The organism is Paraburkholderia sp. Tr-20389 (assembly GCF_017104565.1).
In the GTDB taxonomy this organism is placed as follows: Bacteria; Pseudomonadota; Gammaproteobacteria; order Burkholderiales; family Burkholderiaceae; genus Paraburkholderia.
Window position 1 is genome coordinate 43,218 of sequence record NZ_JAAGPD010000042.1, and the last position, 15,632, is coordinate 58,849.

Here is a 15,632-nt window from a genome sequence, read left to right on the forward strand (position 1 = left end):
GTAGAAGCGCGAACGCGTAAGGTGCGACAAGCTACACACCGTTTGCCACCTGGGCGGCGCAGACGAATCGCTGCCGCTGGCTGCCTGCGGGTGATTGGAGTGGGTGATGCGCCTGTTCAGGGCGCTGGCAACGGGCGCAACACAAAGTATTGCCGTGTGGAGTGCGGGACCCGTTGGGGGCCCGCAGGCAACAACTAGCGCTGGCGGGGTTAGCCCGCTTTCTTTGCTTACTTTCTTTGCGGCGGCAAAGAAAGTAAGTGCCGCCCCGCACAGGGGCAACGCATGAAGTCCGAAGGCAAGACGCGGATGCCCGCGAAAAGCAGGCGCTTGCCAGCAAAAAACCCAGTTTTGCTGCAAAGAAAAGTAGGTGCCGCCCCGCACAGGGGCAACGCATGAACTACGAAGGCAAGACGCGGATGCCAGCGAAAATCAGGCGCTTGCCAGCAAAAAACCCCAGAATGGCGACTGCGTCGCAGACACCAACAAAAACCTCACGCCTTGATAGAAAACCCTTGCAAATAAGCAAGATCAAAATTCCCATCCCAACGACGCCCATCGATCAACCGCACCGAAGGTGCATCGTCACGAACAGCGACACCGACATTAGCGGCAGCCTGCCGATATAACTCAACCTGATTGACCTCACTAGCAAGACGAGCAAAGTCATCACGCGAATGCACCATCCCCCACCTCGCGTATTGAGCAAAAAACCAGACCCCCTCAGCAGGATGCGGAAAATTGACTGCGCCGTCAGCAAAGAACGCTACAGCACGACGAGTTTCGTCACATCCAGCAGAAACCAGCCGCGAGGCAATAGAATCCGCCGAGACACCAAGAAATTCATCACCAGCGAGCCTGCGAGCAATCTCCACTCGATGCTCGTCGTCATCGAGCCAGCGACACGCTTCGAGCATCGTCTGAACGAGCGCTCGCGCGGTATTCGGATATCGCGTGACGAAGTCGCGCCGGCTCGCGAGTACTTTCTCCGGATGATCGGGCCACACCTCGCTCGTGTACGCAATCGTCCTGCCGACACCCTGTTCCTGCGCCACGGCATTCCACGGCTCGCCGACACACAGCCCGTCGAGACGGTCCCGCGCGAGCGCATCCACCATCTGCGGCGGCGGGATCACCACACTGTCGATATCGCGCAACGGATCCACGCCCTGCGAAGCGAGCCAGTAATACAGCCACATCGCGTGCGTGCCGGTGGGAAACGTCTGCGCGAAGACAGGCTTGCGACCGAGCGTCGCGAGCGCCGCAGGCAACGTCTTGTGCTCGTCGAGCGCAGCGGCAAGACGGTTCGATACCGTGATCGCCTGGCCATTGCGGTTCAGCACCATCAGCACGGCCATGTCCGTTTGCGGTCCGCCGAGGCCCAGTTGCACCCCATAGACGAGGCCGTACAGGGAATGCGCGGCATCGAGATCGCCGGATAACAGCTTGTCGCGAATCGCCGCCCAGGAAGGCTGCTTCAGCAGTTCGATCGTGAGGCCATGCGCGTGGCCGAATTCGAGCAGCTTCGCGGCGACCAGCGGCGCGGCATCGCTGAGCGCGACGAAGCCGAGACGCAAGTGCGTTTTCTCGAGCGTGCCCGGGTCGGCGGAAAGAGAGGTGTTGGCGGTCGAGTTCATGAGCTGCACATCAATCTGGCAAGTCGGCTGCAGCGACGATCTGGCGCGCGACTTCGGCGAGCTTCACGCCCTGGTTCATCGCGCGCTTGCGCATCGTCGCGTAGGCGGCGTGTTCGGTCATCTTTTGCGAGTCCATCAACATGCGCTTCGCACGGTCGATCAGCTTGCGTTCGGCAAGCTCGTTCTCGGCCTGCGCGAGACGCTCGCGCAGTTGCGATTCCTGCGCGAAGCGCGCGAGCGCCACTTCGAGAATCGGTGCAAGGCGCTCGGTCGCGAGCCCCTCGACGAGATACGCCGTCACGCCCGCGCCGACGGCATCGCGGATCAACTGCTGGTTCGCGTCGTTGCTGAACATCAGCACGGGACGCGGCGCGGTTGCGTTCATCACGGCGAGCTGTTCGAGCGTGTCGCGCGACGGCGACTCGGTGTCGATGATCACGACATCGGGCCGCTCGCTTTCGACCGTCTCGTGCAGCGCCTGCGGCGAGGCCGTCGCGGCAAGCATGTCATAGCCGAGCCGCGCGAGGGCGTCGCGCAACTCGCCGATAGGCTTGTCGGTGTCGGTTACGAGCAATACACGCAGCATGGATTGCCCGGCATGAGGGATTCGGAGTTGCGCAAGTTCATTCGTCGGATTGCGGGAGGCCGTCATTCGTCCCCAACGGGACGTGGCAGTCGTTGCATGAGCGTGCTCAATACTCTGCAACTTATATGCCATCGGGCGGCAATCTCTTTGACGTTGATTGCGTGGCGTCAACCTTCTGTCGAACGCGGGCGTTTTGCACCGCAGCAGTGCGAAGTCGACCTCATTGCACCGGATTGGCGCGAGTCGAAGCACAGTGCACGTGGGGAATGCGCACTCCGCAGGCCGAGCTTTTTAGCGCGAGCCGAGCCAGCGTGCGTAGCTGCGAGGAGAAAACGCGAAGGTCAGCGCGATCATCGCGGCGATGCACACGGCGAGCATGATCCACGCGGCCGTGAAGCTGCCCGTGAGGTCGCGCAAACGTCCTGCGACGATGGGCGAGATCGCCGCGACGACGAACCCGACGCCCTGCACGAACGCGCCGAGTCTTCCGGCAACGCGATGATCGTCGGCATGGTCGAGCGAGGTCACGAGTGTCAGCGAGAACGTGCCGCCGAGTCCCGCGCCGGCGATCGCGACCCACGCAAGCGGCGCGGCATCCGGCCACGCGAGCAGGCCGACCATGCCGATCAGTTGCGCCGACAGCCCCGCCACGAGCCACGGGCGGCGATCGCGGAACGAGGCTGCCGCGAGCGGCAGCAGCAGTGCCGACGCGGCCTGGAAGACCGTCATCGCCGCGAGCAGCGAGCCGCTGTGCGCGACGCTTGCGCCGCGCTGCTGATAGTAAGCGGGCAGCCACGCGACAAGCGTCGTGTAGCCGCCGTTGACGAGCCCGAAGTGCAGCCCGAGCGCCCACGCGCGGCGCTTGCGCCACATCGCGACGTGCGGCGCGTCACCTGCATGAGCGCCAGCGGGCGAGGCTGCCCGTCGATCCGGCGATGCGCAGCGCTGCAACGCGAGCCAGCACGTGCAGGCGAGCGTGGCGGGGACGGCCCACATCGCGAGCCCTGCGTGCCACGAATCGAATGCCTTCGCGACGTATGGGCTGAAGCTCGCGCCGAGTCCGCCGCCACCCATGATCGACGCCGAGAACAGGCCCATCGCGAGCGGCACGCGCGCGTGAAAACGCTGCTTCATCACGCCGGGCAGCAGCGCCTGAATGACCGCGACGCCGATGCCCGCGACGAGTGCCGTCATCAGCAGCGCCGGGCCGCTCGACGCGGCGAAACGCGCGCCGCACGCGACGGCAATCGCCAGCAATCCCAACGCGACTCCGCGTGCTTCGCCGACCACGCGCGTCAACAAGCCCGCGCCGAATGCGCCGAAGCCCATCGCGACGACGGGCAGGCTCGTCAGCAGCGAGGCGCCCGAAAAACTGAGACCCGTTGCTGCGCGGATCGTCGCCAGCAGCGGGCTGATGGACGTGAGCAGCGGCCGCAAGTTGATGCCGATCGCGACGATTACCGCGAGCCAGAGCCCGTCTTTCCACGAAAGCGCGGCGGATGTCGTGGTGCGCGGAGTGGTTTGCGTGTCGATGCGAGAAGTCTGGTTCACGGCAATACCTTGCAAGCGGGCTCAAATGGTTAACCATAATAACTTAAAATGGTTAACCATTTTGGCGGAATCCGCTATCTTGCCTATTTGCTTGCCGGCGATGACGCAGCATGCAGCCGGACGCAAGCGTCGCTAAAATACGGCCGCTCGCGTCAATCTCACTCTTCACATATGGCCACACGCCCGATCACACCGCCGCCCGCCGCAGATGCCGACAACGTCGAGGACCGCATTTACGCGTCGATCACCACGGCGCTGCTCGAAGGGCGCCTGCGGCCCGGCGCGCAACTCGTCGAACGCGATCTCGCGGCTGCCTTTGGCTGCACGCGCGGCGCGCTGCGCAAGGTGCTCGCGCGGCTCGGCTTCGAAGGCAAGCTCGTGCTTGAGGCGAATCGCGGCGCGTTCGTGCCGTCGCCGTCGGAAGAGGACGTGCGGCAGGTCTATCGCGCGCGGCAGATCGTCGAGGCGGGTATCGTCACCGCGTTGTGTGGCGCGCTGTCGGCGCAGGACAGACGTGCGTTGAAGGCGCATGTCGCCAGCGAGAAGAAGGCGCTGAAGGACGCGCGCGTCGACGAGCAGGTGCGGCTCGCCGGGCATTTTCACGTGCTGCTGACGCAGATCGCGGGCGGTGCGGAGTTGCAGGCCTTTGTCGCGCAACTGGTCGCGAAGACGGAGCTGTACAAGGCGCTTTACGATCCGTCGAAAGGCACCACGTGCTCAGCCGACGAACATGCGCATCTGATCGATGCTCTCGATCAAGGCGATCTGAATTCGGCGCTGGAGGCAATGCGCGAGCATCTCGCGGAACTGGAAGAGCGTGTCGTCACGCGCATGCAGTCGGGCGCGAGCGACGATCCGGGTGCGGTCTTTCGGGGATGATGAGGTGAGAGGCAGGCGGCATGCGTTGCACATGCCGCATCTGTTGCGTGATCGACGGCCTTGTGCGTCGATCCATTCCTGCGTCCCGCCCGATTGATCGCGAGACGCGTCCGCTGCTTCTGCTGGATGCCGCTGCGTCAGCGGCGGCGCACCGGCGCACTGCGCGGGCCGCTGCTGCGTTCGTCCTTGTGACGGAAGTTGATGCGTCCTTTGGTCAGGTCGTAGACCGACAATTCGAGCGTGACGCGGTCGCCCGCGAGGATACGGATGTGATTCTTGCGCATGCGGCCCGATGCGTACGCACCCACGACGACGCCGTTGTCGAGCGTCACGCGGTAGCGGCTGTCGGGCAGTACTTCGTCGACGATGCCGTCCAGTTCGATGAGTTCTTCTTTCGCCATGCACTACTCCTGGTCGATGAGGGAAGGGTGCCGCGCGCGGCGCGCAGCGTGTCTTGCGCGGCAGCGTGAACGCTGCTGCGGAAATGCGGGTGAATCGTCAAACAGCGGTGAAGCAACGCGCCTCCTGCGGCGCGCCCGATCAGAGGTCGGAAACGGTTTGCCCGTCCACGCGACCGTCGATCACTTGCGACGCATGCTCGATGCACGCCATGCGCGCCTTGCCCGCGCCTTCGAACGGGCGGAAGTACGCGAAGCGGAACACGCGGCCGTCGGCGGAGGGATTCGCGCCGACGCGGCAGATGCGCACCGACGCGTCGTAGCCGCTGTCGATCGAATTGCGGTGTGTCACGCCGGCCGCGGTGCGTCGCGGATAAACCAGCGGATGAATCTCGTAGCCCTTGTAGGTTTTGACGCCTTGAGTCATGTGCAAATCCTGTCATGCGGGCCGCCGACACGCCTCTGCATCACGCAGGTACCGGCGAATGGGCAGCAGGCGGCGCAGCACCGTAGGGCGCACCGCAACGAAAAAGTTTGGCGCGAGCCAAATGCGTAGGCTCGAACACGGCCGCGATCAACGCGGAACGAATGGAGATAAATACGCTGATGCCGCGCAGGCACCGAACGTAGCAAGTGTCACCCGGTCGGGTTCAAGCGCGCAGCGCGTGGCCGAAGCGACGAAAACCGCCGGGTCGCCGCTGCATGCTGTGGCGCGGTGACGGGACGGCTGGGACGTAACGCAATCAGTGCAACGCGGTGAAGACGAAACAAGCGGAAAGACGTTGACGCGTTGCGGTTAAGTAGATGCCGGATGATGCTGGCAGAACGCTGCGTTCCACATATTATGCCCTAAAAACAGGGCTCTGTGTAGCAGAAACTTTCGTGGGGGCGCCTTAGCGCAGCACGCCGGCGGCGAAGATAGTGACAGAGCGGAGAGGCTGGGCGCGCTTACTCCGTCGTCTGCGTCATGCGCTTTTGCAATTCGCGCGTGGCGGCGAGCGGAATCCGCGCGTCGTCCCATTTCGCGAGCCATTCGACTTCCTTCGACGTGAAAATCTGGCCGTGATTGCGCAGCGCGTATTGCAGCGAATCGATGATGTGATTGCGGATGATCTCGGGCGTGCGTGCATCGTCGAGCACGGTACGAAACGCTTCGAGCGTAGCCATCGGTTGCCTCTTGTCGGTGAGCGCTTGTGAAAGACCTGACTCTTATCGCACATCAAAAAGCGCGCTGCCACGCGGTCAAAATTCACGCCGCTTCAATGGGGTCTCGGTCGCGCATGGTGGTGGGTATGCACTTTGCAACGCGCATCACGCTTGCCATTGCAGACGATACGAGGCACTTCATGACATTCAGAACGATTGCGCCGCTCGCGTTATGGACTGTCGCGCAGCTGGCCGTCGCCGCGACGGGCGATGCGTCGTGCGGCGTGCTGTCGGGTCCGGGCGGAGGGGCATCGGGTGCATCGGGCGCATCGGGTGTGTCCGTTGCGAGCGGCTTTGCGTTGCGCGACGGCGAGCCCGTCGATTTCATTGCGGGCGGCAAGACCGTGCGCGGCACGCTGCATGTGCTGACGGATGGCGGCATCTATCGTGCGTACTGGCAGCCGCAAGGCCGACCCGAACGCTACGTGCTGGCGAATGCGGGTACGGACGCCGTGCGGTTGATCGCGACGCGGGCGCAAGGCTCGCCAGCCACGGGCGGCATGCCGGGTACGACACTCAATCCGCAGCAGGTGCTGTCATGTCCGGCGTTCTGAGCGTCATGCCGGGCGGTGAGGCGCGGGCCACCATGTCCAGCCGCGCTCGTCGCGCCGTAGTTCGACGACGGCGAGCGGCGGTATTTCGACCCGCGTGAAAGTGGCGAGCGGCGCTTGCAGCACACGCATCAAGGCAGCGCGGATCACACTTGCATGCGTGACGGCGATCACGTTGCCGCGATGCTCGAGCGCATCGAGCCAGCCGCCTATGCGCAACGTCAGCGCATCGAACGATTCGCCGCCATGCGGCGCGGCGGATGGATCGCGTGTCCATGCGGCCAACGCGTCGGGCTCTTCGTCGGCCAGTTCGAGCAGACGGCGGCCGCGCCATCGTCCGTAGTCCGCATCGGCAAGCGCGGGCACGGCATGCGCCGCGAGTCCGAGCGCCTTTGCGGTATCCAGCGCGCATGCAGCGGGGCTGCTCAATGCCAGACCCGCATCCAGAAGAGGACCGTTCGATGCACGGAACGCCGCGGCGTCTTCGGCAGCGCGAGCATCCAGCGGGTCGTCGTCGGGAAACATGCCCTTGCGCTGCGCGGCCGTCGCCGGGTGGCTGATCAACAACAGACGTGTGCGCATCGGCGGCTCTTGCTCGGAAGGATGGGAAGAAAGTCGAAAGCGTGTCGCAGTTTAGCGCGTAGAATAGGCGCCACTCGAAGCGCGGAAGCCGGTGCAAGCCCGGCGCGGTCGCGCCACTGTAATCGGCAGTACATGTGTTCACCAACATGCAGTACGCAAGCCGGAAGCCAGACCCAAGCTTCGACTTCCCTTATCAATCGACTATCGGGGCGCGTTACCCCCTGGAGATATCCGTCATGAACGACACCGCGCTGCACCACGCCGGTCAGACCGATCAACCCGCTATCACGCCGATTCCGCTGCGCGAACTGCTGCCCTGGATCATCTTCGGCGGTTTGCTGATGCTGCTCGCACTCTACTTCGTCGGCGCCGAGCAAGGCGCGACGTCGCTGTTTCCCGGCATGTACGTGCATGAGTTCGTGCACGACGGCCGCCATCTGCTCGGCTTTCCTTGCCACTGATCGCGTAAGGGAGTCATCGCCATGGTTGGGAAGTTGTTGATGCGAGGCATGCTTGCAGGCATCGTCGCGGGCTTGCTCACGTTCGCGTTCGCGCGCGTGGCAGGCGAGCCGCTGGTGGACACCGCGATCTCGCTGGAAGAAAAACTGCACGCCGAACACGATCACGGTGATGCAGGCGGCCACGATCACGAAGAAGAACTCGTGAGCCGCGGCACGCAGGCGGGCCTCGGTCTGCTGACGGGCGTGGTCGCGTACGGCATGGCGTTTGGTGGCCTGTTCGCGCTGACCTTCGCGTATCTGCACGGGCGTGTCGGCAAGCTGGGCGCGCGTGCGTTGTCGGCGTGGCTCGCGCTCGGCGCCTATGTCGCCGTGGTGCTGGTGCCGACCATCAAGTATCCGGCGAACCCGCCTTCCGTCGGCGATCCCGAGACGATCGGCATGCGTACCGGGCTGTTCTTCCTGATGATCGTCACGTCGCTCGTCGTTGCCGTGTTCTCGATGAAAGTCCGCAAGCATCTGGTGCCGCGGCTCGGCGTGTGGAACGCGTCGATCGTCGGCGGCATCGTGTTCGTCGCGATCATTGCCGCGGTCCAGATCGCGCTGCCGACGGTCAACGAAGTGCCCGAAGCCTTCCCGGCCGTCGTGCTGTGGAAGTTCCGCATCACGGCGCTCGGCATGCAGGCGATCATGTGGGCCGTTATCGGTCTGCTGTTCGGCGCGCTGGTCGAGCGCAGCGAACGCATCGCGCGCGCGTCGAACGCCGCGGCGCGCAAGTCGGCCTATCTGTAACGCCTGCCTGTAACCCTTCAAGCCCGCGCCTGCGCACGATTGCGCGGGCGCGCGGCGCCCTCGTCTGCTTACCTCCAATTCGCCATTTCCAGAAACCGCGCCAGACACGGATTGCGGTTCGACGGCGACCACACGAGCAGCTGCGAAATCGTCGGCGCATCGGCAAGCGGCCTGAAGACGACGCCCGCCAGTTGCGCCTTGCTCATCGACTTCGGTACGAGCGCGATCCCGACGCCTTCATCGACGAGACTCAGCACCGTCTGTTGCAACTGCACTTCGAAGCGGACGTCGGGCGCGAATCCGCCTTGCGCGCAATGATCGACGATGGTCGCGCGCAAGCTCGGCGACACGGCTTCCGATGCCATCACGAACGGCTCGTGCGCGAGTTGCGCGACCTTCAACTGCCGTGCGCGCGCGAGCGGATGATCGCGTGACAGCGCGACACACAGTGGCTCCGTGAAAATCGCGCGCGTGTCGAGGCTCTTGCTGGGCGCGCCCGGAAACATGATCGCGGCGTCGATCTGTCCGCTCAGCACCTGTGACGCCAGATCGTTGGAGACCACCTCACGCAGGTTGAGCGTGACGTCGGGATACGCGTCGCCATACGCGCGTGCGTAAGCGGGCAGCACGCTGTACGCGGCGCACATCGTGAAACCGATGTTCAACTGCCCGCTATCGCCGACGGACGCCGCGCGTGCATTTTTCGCCGCCTGTTCGATCGACGCGAGGATCGCCTTCGCATCTTCGTAAAAGCGCTGGCCGGCCGCCGTCAGCGTGACGCTGCGCGGGCTGCGCTCGATCAGCGTGACGCCCAGCGATGCTTCCAGCGCCGACAACTGGCGGCTCAGCGGCGGTTGCGAAAGATTGAGCCGGGCGGCCGCGCGGCCGAAATGCCGGGTTTCGGCGAGCGTGACGAAATAGCGGAGTGGCTTGACGTCGAGCATGATGCAAAAAAGGTATTGTCGAGGGCTCTATTCTGCATTGGATTGTATGGATAGAAGCGCTTACGCTTGCGCGTCTTCGTCATTCTTTGCGTTCGTCGCCGCGCTCTCATGCTGTCCACGCTCGAAATCCTGCTGCCCGTCTTCGCGCTGATCTTCGCGGGCTTCTTTTGCCGCCGCCGCAATCTGCTCGGGCCGACGGCCGCTTCCGAACTGAACCGCTTCGTCGTGTGGCTCGCGCTGCCCGCGCTCCTGTTTGACACGATGGCGCATTCGACGTGGCAGCAGCTCGACCAGCCGGCCTTCATCATCACCTTTTCGATTGCCTGCGCGGGCGTGTTCATTGCCGTGCTGCTGGTGCGCGTCGCGAGCGGACGGCATCTCGCCGATGCGAGTGTCGACGCCATTGCGGCGTCATATCCGAACACGGGCTATATCGGCTTTCCGCTCGGACTGCTCGCGTTCGGCAAGGCCAGCCTCACGCCGACCACCATCGCGACGATCCTGGTTGCCTGCGTGCTGTTCGCACTCGCGATCGTGCTGATCGAAATCGGCTTGCAGACGGAGCGCACGCCGCACAAGCTCGGTGCGAAGGTCGCGTGGCGGCTCCTGAAGAATCCGCTGATCGCGTCGCCGATACTCGGCGTACTCGCGGCGAGTGTGCATCTGTCGTTGCCGCAGAGCGCCGAAACCTTCCTCAAGCTGCTGAGCGGCGCGGCCAGCCCGTGCGCGCTGGTGAGCCTCGGGCTCTTTCTGGCGGAGAAGCGCCCGGTCAGGGAGGAAGGGCGCGAGTCGCTCACGTCGTTCGTGCTGACGGCCATCAAACTGATCGCGCAGCCGGCGCTCGCGTGGTGGATCTCCGCGCGCGTGTTTGCGCTGCCCGCGCCGATGGTCGATATGGCCGTGCTGCTTGCCGCGCTGCCAACGGGCACGGGCCCGTACATGCTCGCCGAGTTCTACCGGCGCGAGGCGCAGATCACGTCGCAGACCATTCTGCTGTCGACGCTCGGCTCGCTGGTCACTTTGTCGATGCTGCTGTTCTACATGCACGCGCCGGGGTGACGGGCGTCCGCTGAACCGTTGTCGCGGTCTCGCAACGCGCACCGAATGAGCAGTGGTCTGCTCATTTTTTTCGTCTTACACTCGACAAAAGTTCCATATAAGGATAAGTGTTTTATATATGGAACATAAACAGACCGAGAGTGAGACCAGAAAACATGAAGAAACTGACCATCAACGCCCGGATCGCGACCACGATCGCGTTTCTCGGCGTGCTGCTGATCGCGACGGGTGCGCTCGGCATTTTCGGCATGGCCGAAAGCAATCGCGCGCAGCGCAATGCGTATGAGGTCAACTTCGCGTCGGTGGTGGCGCTGGGACGCTCGGGCACGGCGATGTCGCGGGCGCGCTTCGGTCTCGACTGGGCGATGAGCAATCCGCATTCGCCGCAACTGGGCGAACAGTTGAACCGCGCGAAGCGTCTGTTGGGCGATTCCGACAAGGCGTGGGCCGAGTTCCGCGCGCTGTCGAAGACACCCGAGCTGCAGCGGCTCACCGACGATCTCGACGCCAAGCGCACGGCGGTATTGCGCGACGGCATCGACCAGCTGATCCAGGCGATCGGCAGCGGCGACACGAGCTGGATGGACGAGAGCCGCGCGAATCATCTGATCGGTCTGTATTCGGCGATGAACGCGAGCCAGGGTGCGCTGGAAAAGTATCTCGACGACGCTGCGCAGGATGCCGCCGACCGCTCAACCGCGACTTTCAGGACGTTGCTGGCCGCGTGCGTCGCGAGCATCGTCGTCGGACTGGGCGTCGCGTTTTTCAGCTGGCGCGCGCTGCGCCGCGCGATCATGTCGCCGATGCGCGATGCGCTCGGCCAGTTCGACGCCATCGCGTCGGGCGAACTGCGCACGCGCGTCGAGATCCGTTCCGACGACGAGATGGGCACGCTGCTGCACGGCCTCGCGACGATGCAGGACAAGCTCGGTGCGACGATCACGACGGTGCGCAAGGGCTCCGATTCGATCGCGGCGGCGACGCAGCAGATTGCGGCGGGCAATCTCGATCTGTCGCAGCGAACGGAAGAGCAGGCGGCGTCGCTCGAACAGACGGCAGCCGCGATGGACGAACTGACGTCGACGGTGCAACTGAACGCCGAGAATGCGCAGCATGCGAACAGGCTCGCCGAAGACGCGTCGTCGATGACCGCGCGCGGGCGCGAAGCCGTGGGCACACTCGTCGAAACGATGCATGCGATCGACGCAGGTTCGTCGAAGATGACGGGCATCATCACGGCGATCGAAGGCATTGCGTTTCAGACCAACATCCTCGCGCTGAACGCGGCCGTCGAAGCGGCGCGCGCGGGCGAGGAAGGGCGCGGCTTCGCGGTGGTGGCGGGCGAAGTGCGCAGCCTCGCTCAGCGCTCGGCTGCGGCGGCGAAGGAAATCGGCCTGCTGATCGCGGACTCGACGGCGCGCGTCGCGCACGGCGCGCAGATCGCGACGGGCGCGGGCGACACGATACGCGAGATCGAGGCGTCGATTTCGCGCGTTGCGAAGATCGTCGGCGAGATCGCAACGGCGTCGCAGCAGCAGAGCGACGGCATCAAGGAAGTGAGCCTCGCCGTCACGCAAATGGATGAAGTAACGCAGCAGAACGCGGCGCTCGTCGAGGAAAACGCGGCGACGGCGGCTTCGCTGGCCGATGAAGCGAAGCGGTTGAGCGAGTTGACGGCTGCGTTCAGGGTGGAGGGGGAGTGAACCCGGACGCAAAGTGCGGAGCGCGGCGGCGCTCGATCGCGCATCCGCACCGCCGCTCGGTCAAGCGGCCCCGATGAGAACTTCGGCAGGAATATGCAGCCCCGCGTGCAACCGCCGGATCATTGTGAGACTCAGAGCGCGCTTGCCGTTCAACACTTCATAGACCCGGTTCGCGTTGCCGATGAACGGTTGCATATCGGGAACCGACAATCCCTGTTGCTCCATCCGAAACTTGATGGCCTCGATTGGATCAGGGCTTTCCAGCGGAAAGTGCTCGTTTTCGTAGTGCTCGACCAGCATCGAGAGAATTTCGAGCTCATCGCCTTCCGGTGTGTCAGGTGCCGGGTCGGTATCAACGAGTGTCGACACTGCCGCGAGAGCAGTCTTGTAGTCTTCCTCGGTGCGCAGCGGACGAATATCCATGTTCATTACTCCAGTTCCACTGTTGCCGCGTCGACCTTATCGTACTCAGCATGCGTTCCTACAAATTTCACGTAGACCACGCCGAGTTGATAAGCGACAGCGACGATCAATCGGAAATCGTTGCCCTTGATATTGAACACCACTCGGTTCTTTCCAACGAAACTGGCTGAAGCGTACAAATCCTTTATGTCTTGCGGGGTTTTCCACGTGGCTTTTGATGCTTCGGCATACCACGAAAGCAGTGCCTGTTCGGCTCGGGCGTGCTTATGGGTGAAATCCAGCAATGTCTTTCTGGCAACGATTCGCATAAAGCGCATAGTAGTCCCATTTCGGGACTATGTAAAGTGTCTCCCGGTATAGGCGCGGCACGACGGTAGCGCGCGCCCATTCACCCAAACCGCTCCACCCGATAAGCCCGCGGATCCGTAAAAGGCGCTTCCCCCGTCATCATTTCCGCCAGCAGCCGCCCGGTAACCGGCCCGAGCGTCAGTCCATGATGGTTGTGCCCAAACGCGAACCACAACCCGCGATGACGCGGCGCCGGGCCGATGACGGGACGCATGTCCGGCGTGCAGGGACGCATGCCGAGCCACGGCTCTTGATCGACCCGCTCGCCGAGCCCGAACGTCGCGCGCGCAAGCGGTTCGACCCGTTCGAGCTGGATGCCTGTCGGCGGCGCGCCGCGCTCCGCGATCTCCACGCCCGTCGTCACACGCAGCCGGTTGCCGTCCATCGGCGCGACCACGTAGCCCCGTTCGGTATCGACGATGGGCACGGAGAGCATTTGCCGCGCGGGCCGATAGTGCATGTGATAGCCGCGCTTCGCGCGCAGCGGAATCTTGTAGCCGAGCGGCCCGAATACGGTATCGGACCACGGCCCGAGCGCGAGCACGACCTGCTTCGCGCTGAGGGTGCCATGCTGCGTTTCGACCGTCCACGCATCGCCCGACGAACGCAGGCTCGTCGCGTCCCCGCTCACAAATGTGCCGCCTTCCGCTTCGAACAGACGCGCATAGCCTTTGACGAGCGCGCCCGGATTCATCACGCTCTTCGGATCCTTCCAGTGAATCGCGCCGCAGATGCCATCGCCGACGCCCGGCTCTCGCGCGCGCAGCGAGGCCGTATCGAGCACGCTTACGTGCAGGCCGTGCTCGCGCACCGCGTCGTCGGATGCCTTTGCCTCATGTTCGAACGCGGCGCGCGTGCGGAACGCCTCGATCCAGCCGCCGTCATGGACGAGGGCGCCGAGCCCCGCGCGCGCGATGAGCCGGTCGTGCTCGTCCACGCAGGCGCCGATCAACGGCATCATGTCGCGCGCGGCGGCCGCGAGGCGCTGCGGCGACGATTCCCACCAGAAACGCGCGAGCCACGTCGCATACGCGGGCAGCGCCTTGTAGTCCCAGTACAGATCGGTCGACTGGTTGCGCGCGTAGCGCAGCAGCGTGCCGAGCTTGCGTGGAAAGCCGTACGGCACGATCGACGAACGCTCGATCAGCCCCGCATTGCCGAAGCTCGTCTCCTCGCCGGGTGCGCGCCGGTCGACGAGCGCGATGCGTTGCCCGCGATCCTGCAGATGCAGCGCCGACGACACGCCGACGATGCCCGCGCCCAGCACAATGACGTCGAAATCCATAACGGTCAGCTTGTCCTTGAAATGGCTCGGGAAGCAGCCAGAAAGCAGCCAGAACGTGGCCGGAAGCGCAACGAGCGCGTGTCGCCACGCGCTCGCGCATTGAAAAGGAGAGGCCGGTTCCCGCTCAGCAGCCTATCACTTCGCGATGATGTCGCGCTTGAAGTATTTCTGCGAGAGCGACGTCAGTGTGCCGTCTTTCTTGAGTTCGGCAAGCGCGCCGTCGACCTTCGCCTGCAAGGCCTTGTCGCCTTTGCGCAGACCGAAGCCGGTCCCTTCGCCGAGCGTCGACGGATCTTTCAGCGGCTCGCCGACGATCTCGAAGCCCGCGCCCGCCGGCTTGTTCAGGAAGCCGTCGCTGGCTGTCTGCGCTTCCTGCACGGCGGCGTCGAGGCGTCCCGCGACGAGGTCCGCGTAAACCTGATCCTGGTCCTGATACGACACGACCTGCACACCCGCATTCGCCCAGTGCGCCTTGAGGAAGTCTTCCTGCGACGAGCCCTGCAACACGCCGACATGCTTGCCTTGCAGGTTCTTCACGTCCGGCTTCAAGCCCGAACCGTGCTTCGCGATCATCACGATGGGCACGACGTAGATGGGCGGCGTGAACGCGATGCTTTCCTTGCGCTTCGACGTGATGTTCATCGCCGAATTGATCACGTCGAACTTGCGCGCCTGCAGCGCGGGGATCAGGCCGTCGAACGCGTTCTCGACCCACACGCACTTCATCTTCAGCTTTGTGCAGACGGCGTTGCCGACGTCGACATCGAAGCCTTCGAGCTGGCCCGACGCGCTCTTGCTTTCGAACGGAGGGTAGGCGGCTTCGATGCCGAAGCGCAGTGTGTCGGACGATTGCGCGCAGGCGGCGCCTGCCGTCATCGCGAGGACGGCGGCAGCGAAGGAGAGCTTCAGGTTCATGACGGTTCCTGTCGTTGATGATCGGGCCACCCGCAGCGTGCGGCGGCGCAGGTGAAATATAGACTGAAAGTCCAGTATGGACTATAGGGAATACGATAGTCCAGTGATCAAAAATGCCCGGCCGATCCCCTCGTGGCCTTGTGTGATAAGCGCAAGAGCCGCATAAAACCAGACTCGATGCGATTCATGTTCTAGCAACGCTGCGTCCAGAACGAGACTTTTCTGTCCAAATTTATAAAGTCTCAAGTAGACTATCTGTCTACGATGCGATCGACCCGTCAACCGATGTATCGATCGGACAGGAATAGCAATGGTCGC

18 protein-coding genes and 1 riboswitch are annotated in these 15,632 nt (G+C 63.9%); of the genes, 6 read left to right on the forward strand and 12 right to left on the reverse strand.

The window, feature by feature from the left end; genetic code table 11:
- Positions 1 to 491 precede the first annotated feature (491 nt).
- The 3 genes from G3N95_RS31145 to G3N95_RS31155 form a co-directional block, all read right to left on the reverse strand.
- Entirely contained in the window at positions 492 to 1,634 is a 1,143-nt protein-coding gene (locus G3N95_RS31145) for a CmpA/NrtA family ABC transporter substrate-binding protein (RefSeq protein WP_205973935.1), read from the reverse strand.
- 10 nt (positions 1,635 to 1,644) lie between these two features.
- A complete protein-coding gene (locus G3N95_RS31150; protein WP_205973936.1) occupies positions 1,645 to 2,220 on the reverse strand; it encodes an ANTAR domain-containing protein in 576 nt (191 codons plus the stop codon).
- A 291-nt stretch (positions 2,221 to 2,511) separates the two neighbouring features.
- On the reverse strand, positions 2,512 to 3,771 hold the full coding sequence (locus tag G3N95_RS31155; RefSeq protein WP_205973937.1) for a cyanate transporter: 1,260 nt from the start codon (positions 3,769 to 3,771) through the stop codon (positions 2,512 to 2,514).
- A gap of 171 nt (positions 3,772 to 3,942) precedes the next feature.
- On the opposite strand from G3N95_RS31155, the gene G3N95_RS31160 reads away from it, so the two are divergent.
- Entirely contained in the window at positions 3,943 to 4,650 is a 708-nt protein-coding gene (locus G3N95_RS31160) for a GntR family transcriptional regulator (RefSeq protein ID WP_205973938.1), read from the forward strand.
- A 137-nt stretch (positions 4,651 to 4,787) separates the two neighbouring features.
- Here the strand turns inward: G3N95_RS31160 and infA are convergent, their stop codons facing one another.
- From infA to G3N95_RS31175, 3 genes are all read right to left on the reverse strand, one after another.
- Positions 4,788 to 5,051 (reverse strand): translation initiation factor IF-1, encoded by a 264-nt coding sequence (infA, locus tag G3N95_RS31165; RefSeq protein WP_012402768.1) that lies wholly within the window; start codon positions 5,049 to 5,051, stop codon positions 4,788 to 4,790.
- A gap of 139 nt (positions 5,052 to 5,190) precedes the next feature.
- Complete coding sequence (locus tag G3N95_RS31170) at positions 5,191 to 5,475, reverse strand: hypothetical protein (protein WP_205973939.1); 285 nt, start codon at positions 5,473 to 5,475, stop codon at positions 5,191 to 5,193.
- Positions 5,476 to 5,996: 521 nt separating this feature from the next.
- On the reverse strand, positions 5,997 to 6,215 hold the full coding sequence (locus G3N95_RS31175; RefSeq protein WP_205973940.1) for a hypothetical protein: 219 nt from the start codon (positions 6,213 to 6,215) through the stop codon (positions 5,997 to 5,999).
- A 179-nt stretch (positions 6,216 to 6,394) separates the two neighbouring features.
- On the opposite strand from G3N95_RS31175, the gene G3N95_RS31180 reads away from it, so the two are divergent.
- A complete protein-coding gene (locus tag G3N95_RS31180; RefSeq protein WP_205973941.1) occupies positions 6,395 to 6,808 on the forward strand; it encodes a hypothetical protein in 414 nt (137 codons plus the stop codon).
- Between the two features lie 3 nt (positions 6,809 to 6,811).
- On the opposite strand, the gene G3N95_RS31185 is transcribed toward G3N95_RS31180, so the two are convergent.
- The gene (locus G3N95_RS31185; protein ID WP_205973942.1) at positions 6,812 to 7,387 is read right to left on the reverse strand and encodes a histidine phosphatase family protein; all 576 of its coding nucleotides are present in this window, start codon (positions 7,385 to 7,387) and stop codon (positions 6,812 to 6,814) included.
- An 83-nt stretch (positions 7,388 to 7,470) separates the two neighbouring features.
- A riboswitch (cobalamin riboswitch) is annotated at positions 7,471 to 7,560 on the forward strand.
- Positions 7,561 to 7,623: 63 nt separating this feature from the next.
- Between G3N95_RS31185 and G3N95_RS31190 the strand changes: the two genes are divergently transcribed.
- Both G3N95_RS31190 and G3N95_RS31195 read left to right on the forward strand, forming a co-directional pair.
- A complete protein-coding gene (locus tag G3N95_RS31190; RefSeq protein ID WP_205973943.1) occupies positions 7,624 to 7,848 on the forward strand; it encodes a CbtB domain-containing protein in 225 nt (74 codons plus the stop codon).
- Positions 7,849 to 7,869: 21 nt separating this feature from the next.
- Positions 7,870 to 8,637 (forward strand): CbtA family protein, encoded by a 768-nt coding sequence (locus G3N95_RS31195; protein ID WP_205973944.1) that lies wholly within the window; start codon positions 7,870 to 7,872, stop codon positions 8,635 to 8,637.
- Positions 8,638 to 8,705: 68 nt separating this feature from the next.
- Here G3N95_RS31195 and G3N95_RS31200 read toward each other — a convergent pair whose 3' ends face one another.
- On the reverse strand, positions 8,706 to 9,581 hold the full coding sequence (locus G3N95_RS31200) for a LysR family transcriptional regulator (protein WP_205973945.1): 876 nt from the start codon (positions 9,579 to 9,581) through the stop codon (positions 8,706 to 8,708).
- A 108-nt stretch (positions 9,582 to 9,689) separates the two neighbouring features.
- On the opposite strand from G3N95_RS31200, the gene G3N95_RS31205 reads away from it, so the two are divergent.
- Together G3N95_RS31205 and G3N95_RS31210 are read left to right on the forward strand one after the other, a co-directional pair.
- The gene (locus G3N95_RS31205) at positions 9,690 to 10,640 is read left to right on the forward strand and encodes an AEC family transporter (protein WP_205973946.1); all 951 of its coding nucleotides are present in this window, start codon (positions 9,690 to 9,692) and stop codon (positions 10,638 to 10,640) included.
- A gap of 155 nt (positions 10,641 to 10,795) precedes the next feature.
- Positions 10,796 to 12,343 carry a methyl-accepting chemotaxis protein gene (locus tag G3N95_RS31210; RefSeq protein WP_205973947.1) on the forward strand — a complete coding sequence of 516 codons (1,548 nt, stop codon included), beginning with the start codon at positions 10,796 to 10,798 and terminating at the stop codon, positions 12,341 to 12,343.
- Between the two features lie 60 nt (positions 12,344 to 12,403).
- On the opposite strand, the gene G3N95_RS31215 is transcribed toward G3N95_RS31210, so the two are convergent.
- From G3N95_RS31215 to G3N95_RS31230, 4 genes are all read right to left on the reverse strand, one after another.
- Positions 12,404 to 12,766 (reverse strand): transcriptional regulator, encoded by a 363-nt coding sequence (locus tag G3N95_RS31215; protein ID WP_205973948.1) that lies wholly within the window; start codon positions 12,764 to 12,766, stop codon positions 12,404 to 12,406.
- 5 nt (positions 12,767 to 12,771) lie between these two features.
- A complete protein-coding gene (locus G3N95_RS31220; protein WP_205973949.1) occupies positions 12,772 to 13,074 on the reverse strand; it encodes a type II toxin-antitoxin system HigB family toxin in 303 nt (100 codons plus the stop codon).
- A gap of 80 nt (positions 13,075 to 13,154) precedes the next feature.
- Positions 13,155 to 14,399, reverse strand: a complete 1,245-nt coding sequence (locus G3N95_RS31225; RefSeq protein ID WP_205973950.1) for an FAD-binding oxidoreductase — start codon at positions 14,397 to 14,399, stop codon at positions 13,155 to 13,157.
- A 135-nt stretch (positions 14,400 to 14,534) separates the two neighbouring features.
- Positions 14,535 to 15,314, reverse strand: a complete 780-nt coding sequence (locus G3N95_RS31230; RefSeq protein WP_205973951.1) for an ABC transporter substrate-binding protein — start codon at positions 15,312 to 15,314, stop codon at positions 14,535 to 14,537.
- Between the last annotated feature and the right edge of the window lie 318 nt (positions 15,315 to 15,632).

Excerpts from the sequence above, each read along its gene's own strand:
- G3N95_RS31145 (WP_205973935.1), bottom strand. The coding sequence starts at position 1,634 with ATGAACTCGACCGCCAACACCTCTCTTTCCGCCGACCCGGGCACGCTC.
- G3N95_RS31150 (WP_205973936.1), bottom strand. The coding sequence starts at position 2,220 with ATGCTGCGTGTATTGCTCGTAACCGACACCGACAAGCCTATCGGCGAG.
- G3N95_RS31160 (WP_205973938.1), top strand. The coding sequence starts at position 3,943 with ATGGCCACACGCCCGATCACACCGCCGCCCGCCGCAGATGCCGACAAC.
- infA (WP_012402768.1), bottom strand. The coding sequence starts at position 5,051 with ATGGCGAAAGAAGAACTCATCGAACTGGACGGCATCGTCGACGAAGTA.
- G3N95_RS31170 (WP_205973939.1), bottom strand. The coding sequence starts at position 5,475 with ATGACTCAAGGCGTCAAAACCTACAAGGGCTACGAGATTCATCCGCTG.
- G3N95_RS31175 (WP_205973940.1), bottom strand. The coding sequence starts at position 6,215 with ATGGCTACGCTCGAAGCGTTTCGTACCGTGCTCGACGATGCACGCACG.
- G3N95_RS31180 (WP_205973941.1), top strand. The coding sequence starts at position 6,395 with ATGACATTCAGAACGATTGCGCCGCTCGCGTTATGGACTGTCGCGCAG.
- G3N95_RS31185 (WP_205973942.1), bottom strand. The coding sequence starts at position 7,387 with ATGCGCACACGTCTGTTGTTGATCAGCCACCCGGCGACGGCCGCGCAG.
- G3N95_RS31190 (WP_205973943.1), top strand. The coding sequence starts at position 7,624 with ATGAACGACACCGCGCTGCACCACGCCGGTCAGACCGATCAACCCGCT.
- G3N95_RS31195 (WP_205973944.1), top strand. The coding sequence starts at position 7,870 with ATGGTTGGGAAGTTGTTGATGCGAGGCATGCTTGCAGGCATCGTCGCG.
- G3N95_RS31200 (WP_205973945.1), bottom strand. The coding sequence starts at position 9,581 with ATGCTCGACGTCAAGCCACTCCGCTATTTCGTCACGCTCGCCGAAACC.
- G3N95_RS31205 (WP_205973946.1), top strand. The coding sequence starts at position 9,690 with ATGCTGTCCACGCTCGAAATCCTGCTGCCCGTCTTCGCGCTGATCTTC.
- G3N95_RS31210 (WP_205973947.1), top strand. The coding sequence starts at position 10,796 with ATGAAGAAACTGACCATCAACGCCCGGATCGCGACCACGATCGCGTTT.
- G3N95_RS31215 (WP_205973948.1), bottom strand. The coding sequence starts at position 12,766 with ATGGATATTCGTCCGCTGCGCACCGAGGAAGACTACAAGACTGCTCTC.
- G3N95_RS31220 (WP_205973949.1), bottom strand. The coding sequence starts at position 13,074 with ATGCGAATCGTTGCCAGAAAGACATTGCTGGATTTCACCCATAAGCAC.
- G3N95_RS31225 (WP_205973950.1), bottom strand. The coding sequence starts at position 14,399 with ATGGATTTCGACGTCATTGTGCTGGGCGCGGGCATCGTCGGCGTGTCG.
- G3N95_RS31230 (WP_205973951.1), bottom strand. The coding sequence starts at position 15,314 with ATGAACCTGAAGCTCTCCTTCGCTGCCGCCGTCCTCGCGATGACGGCA.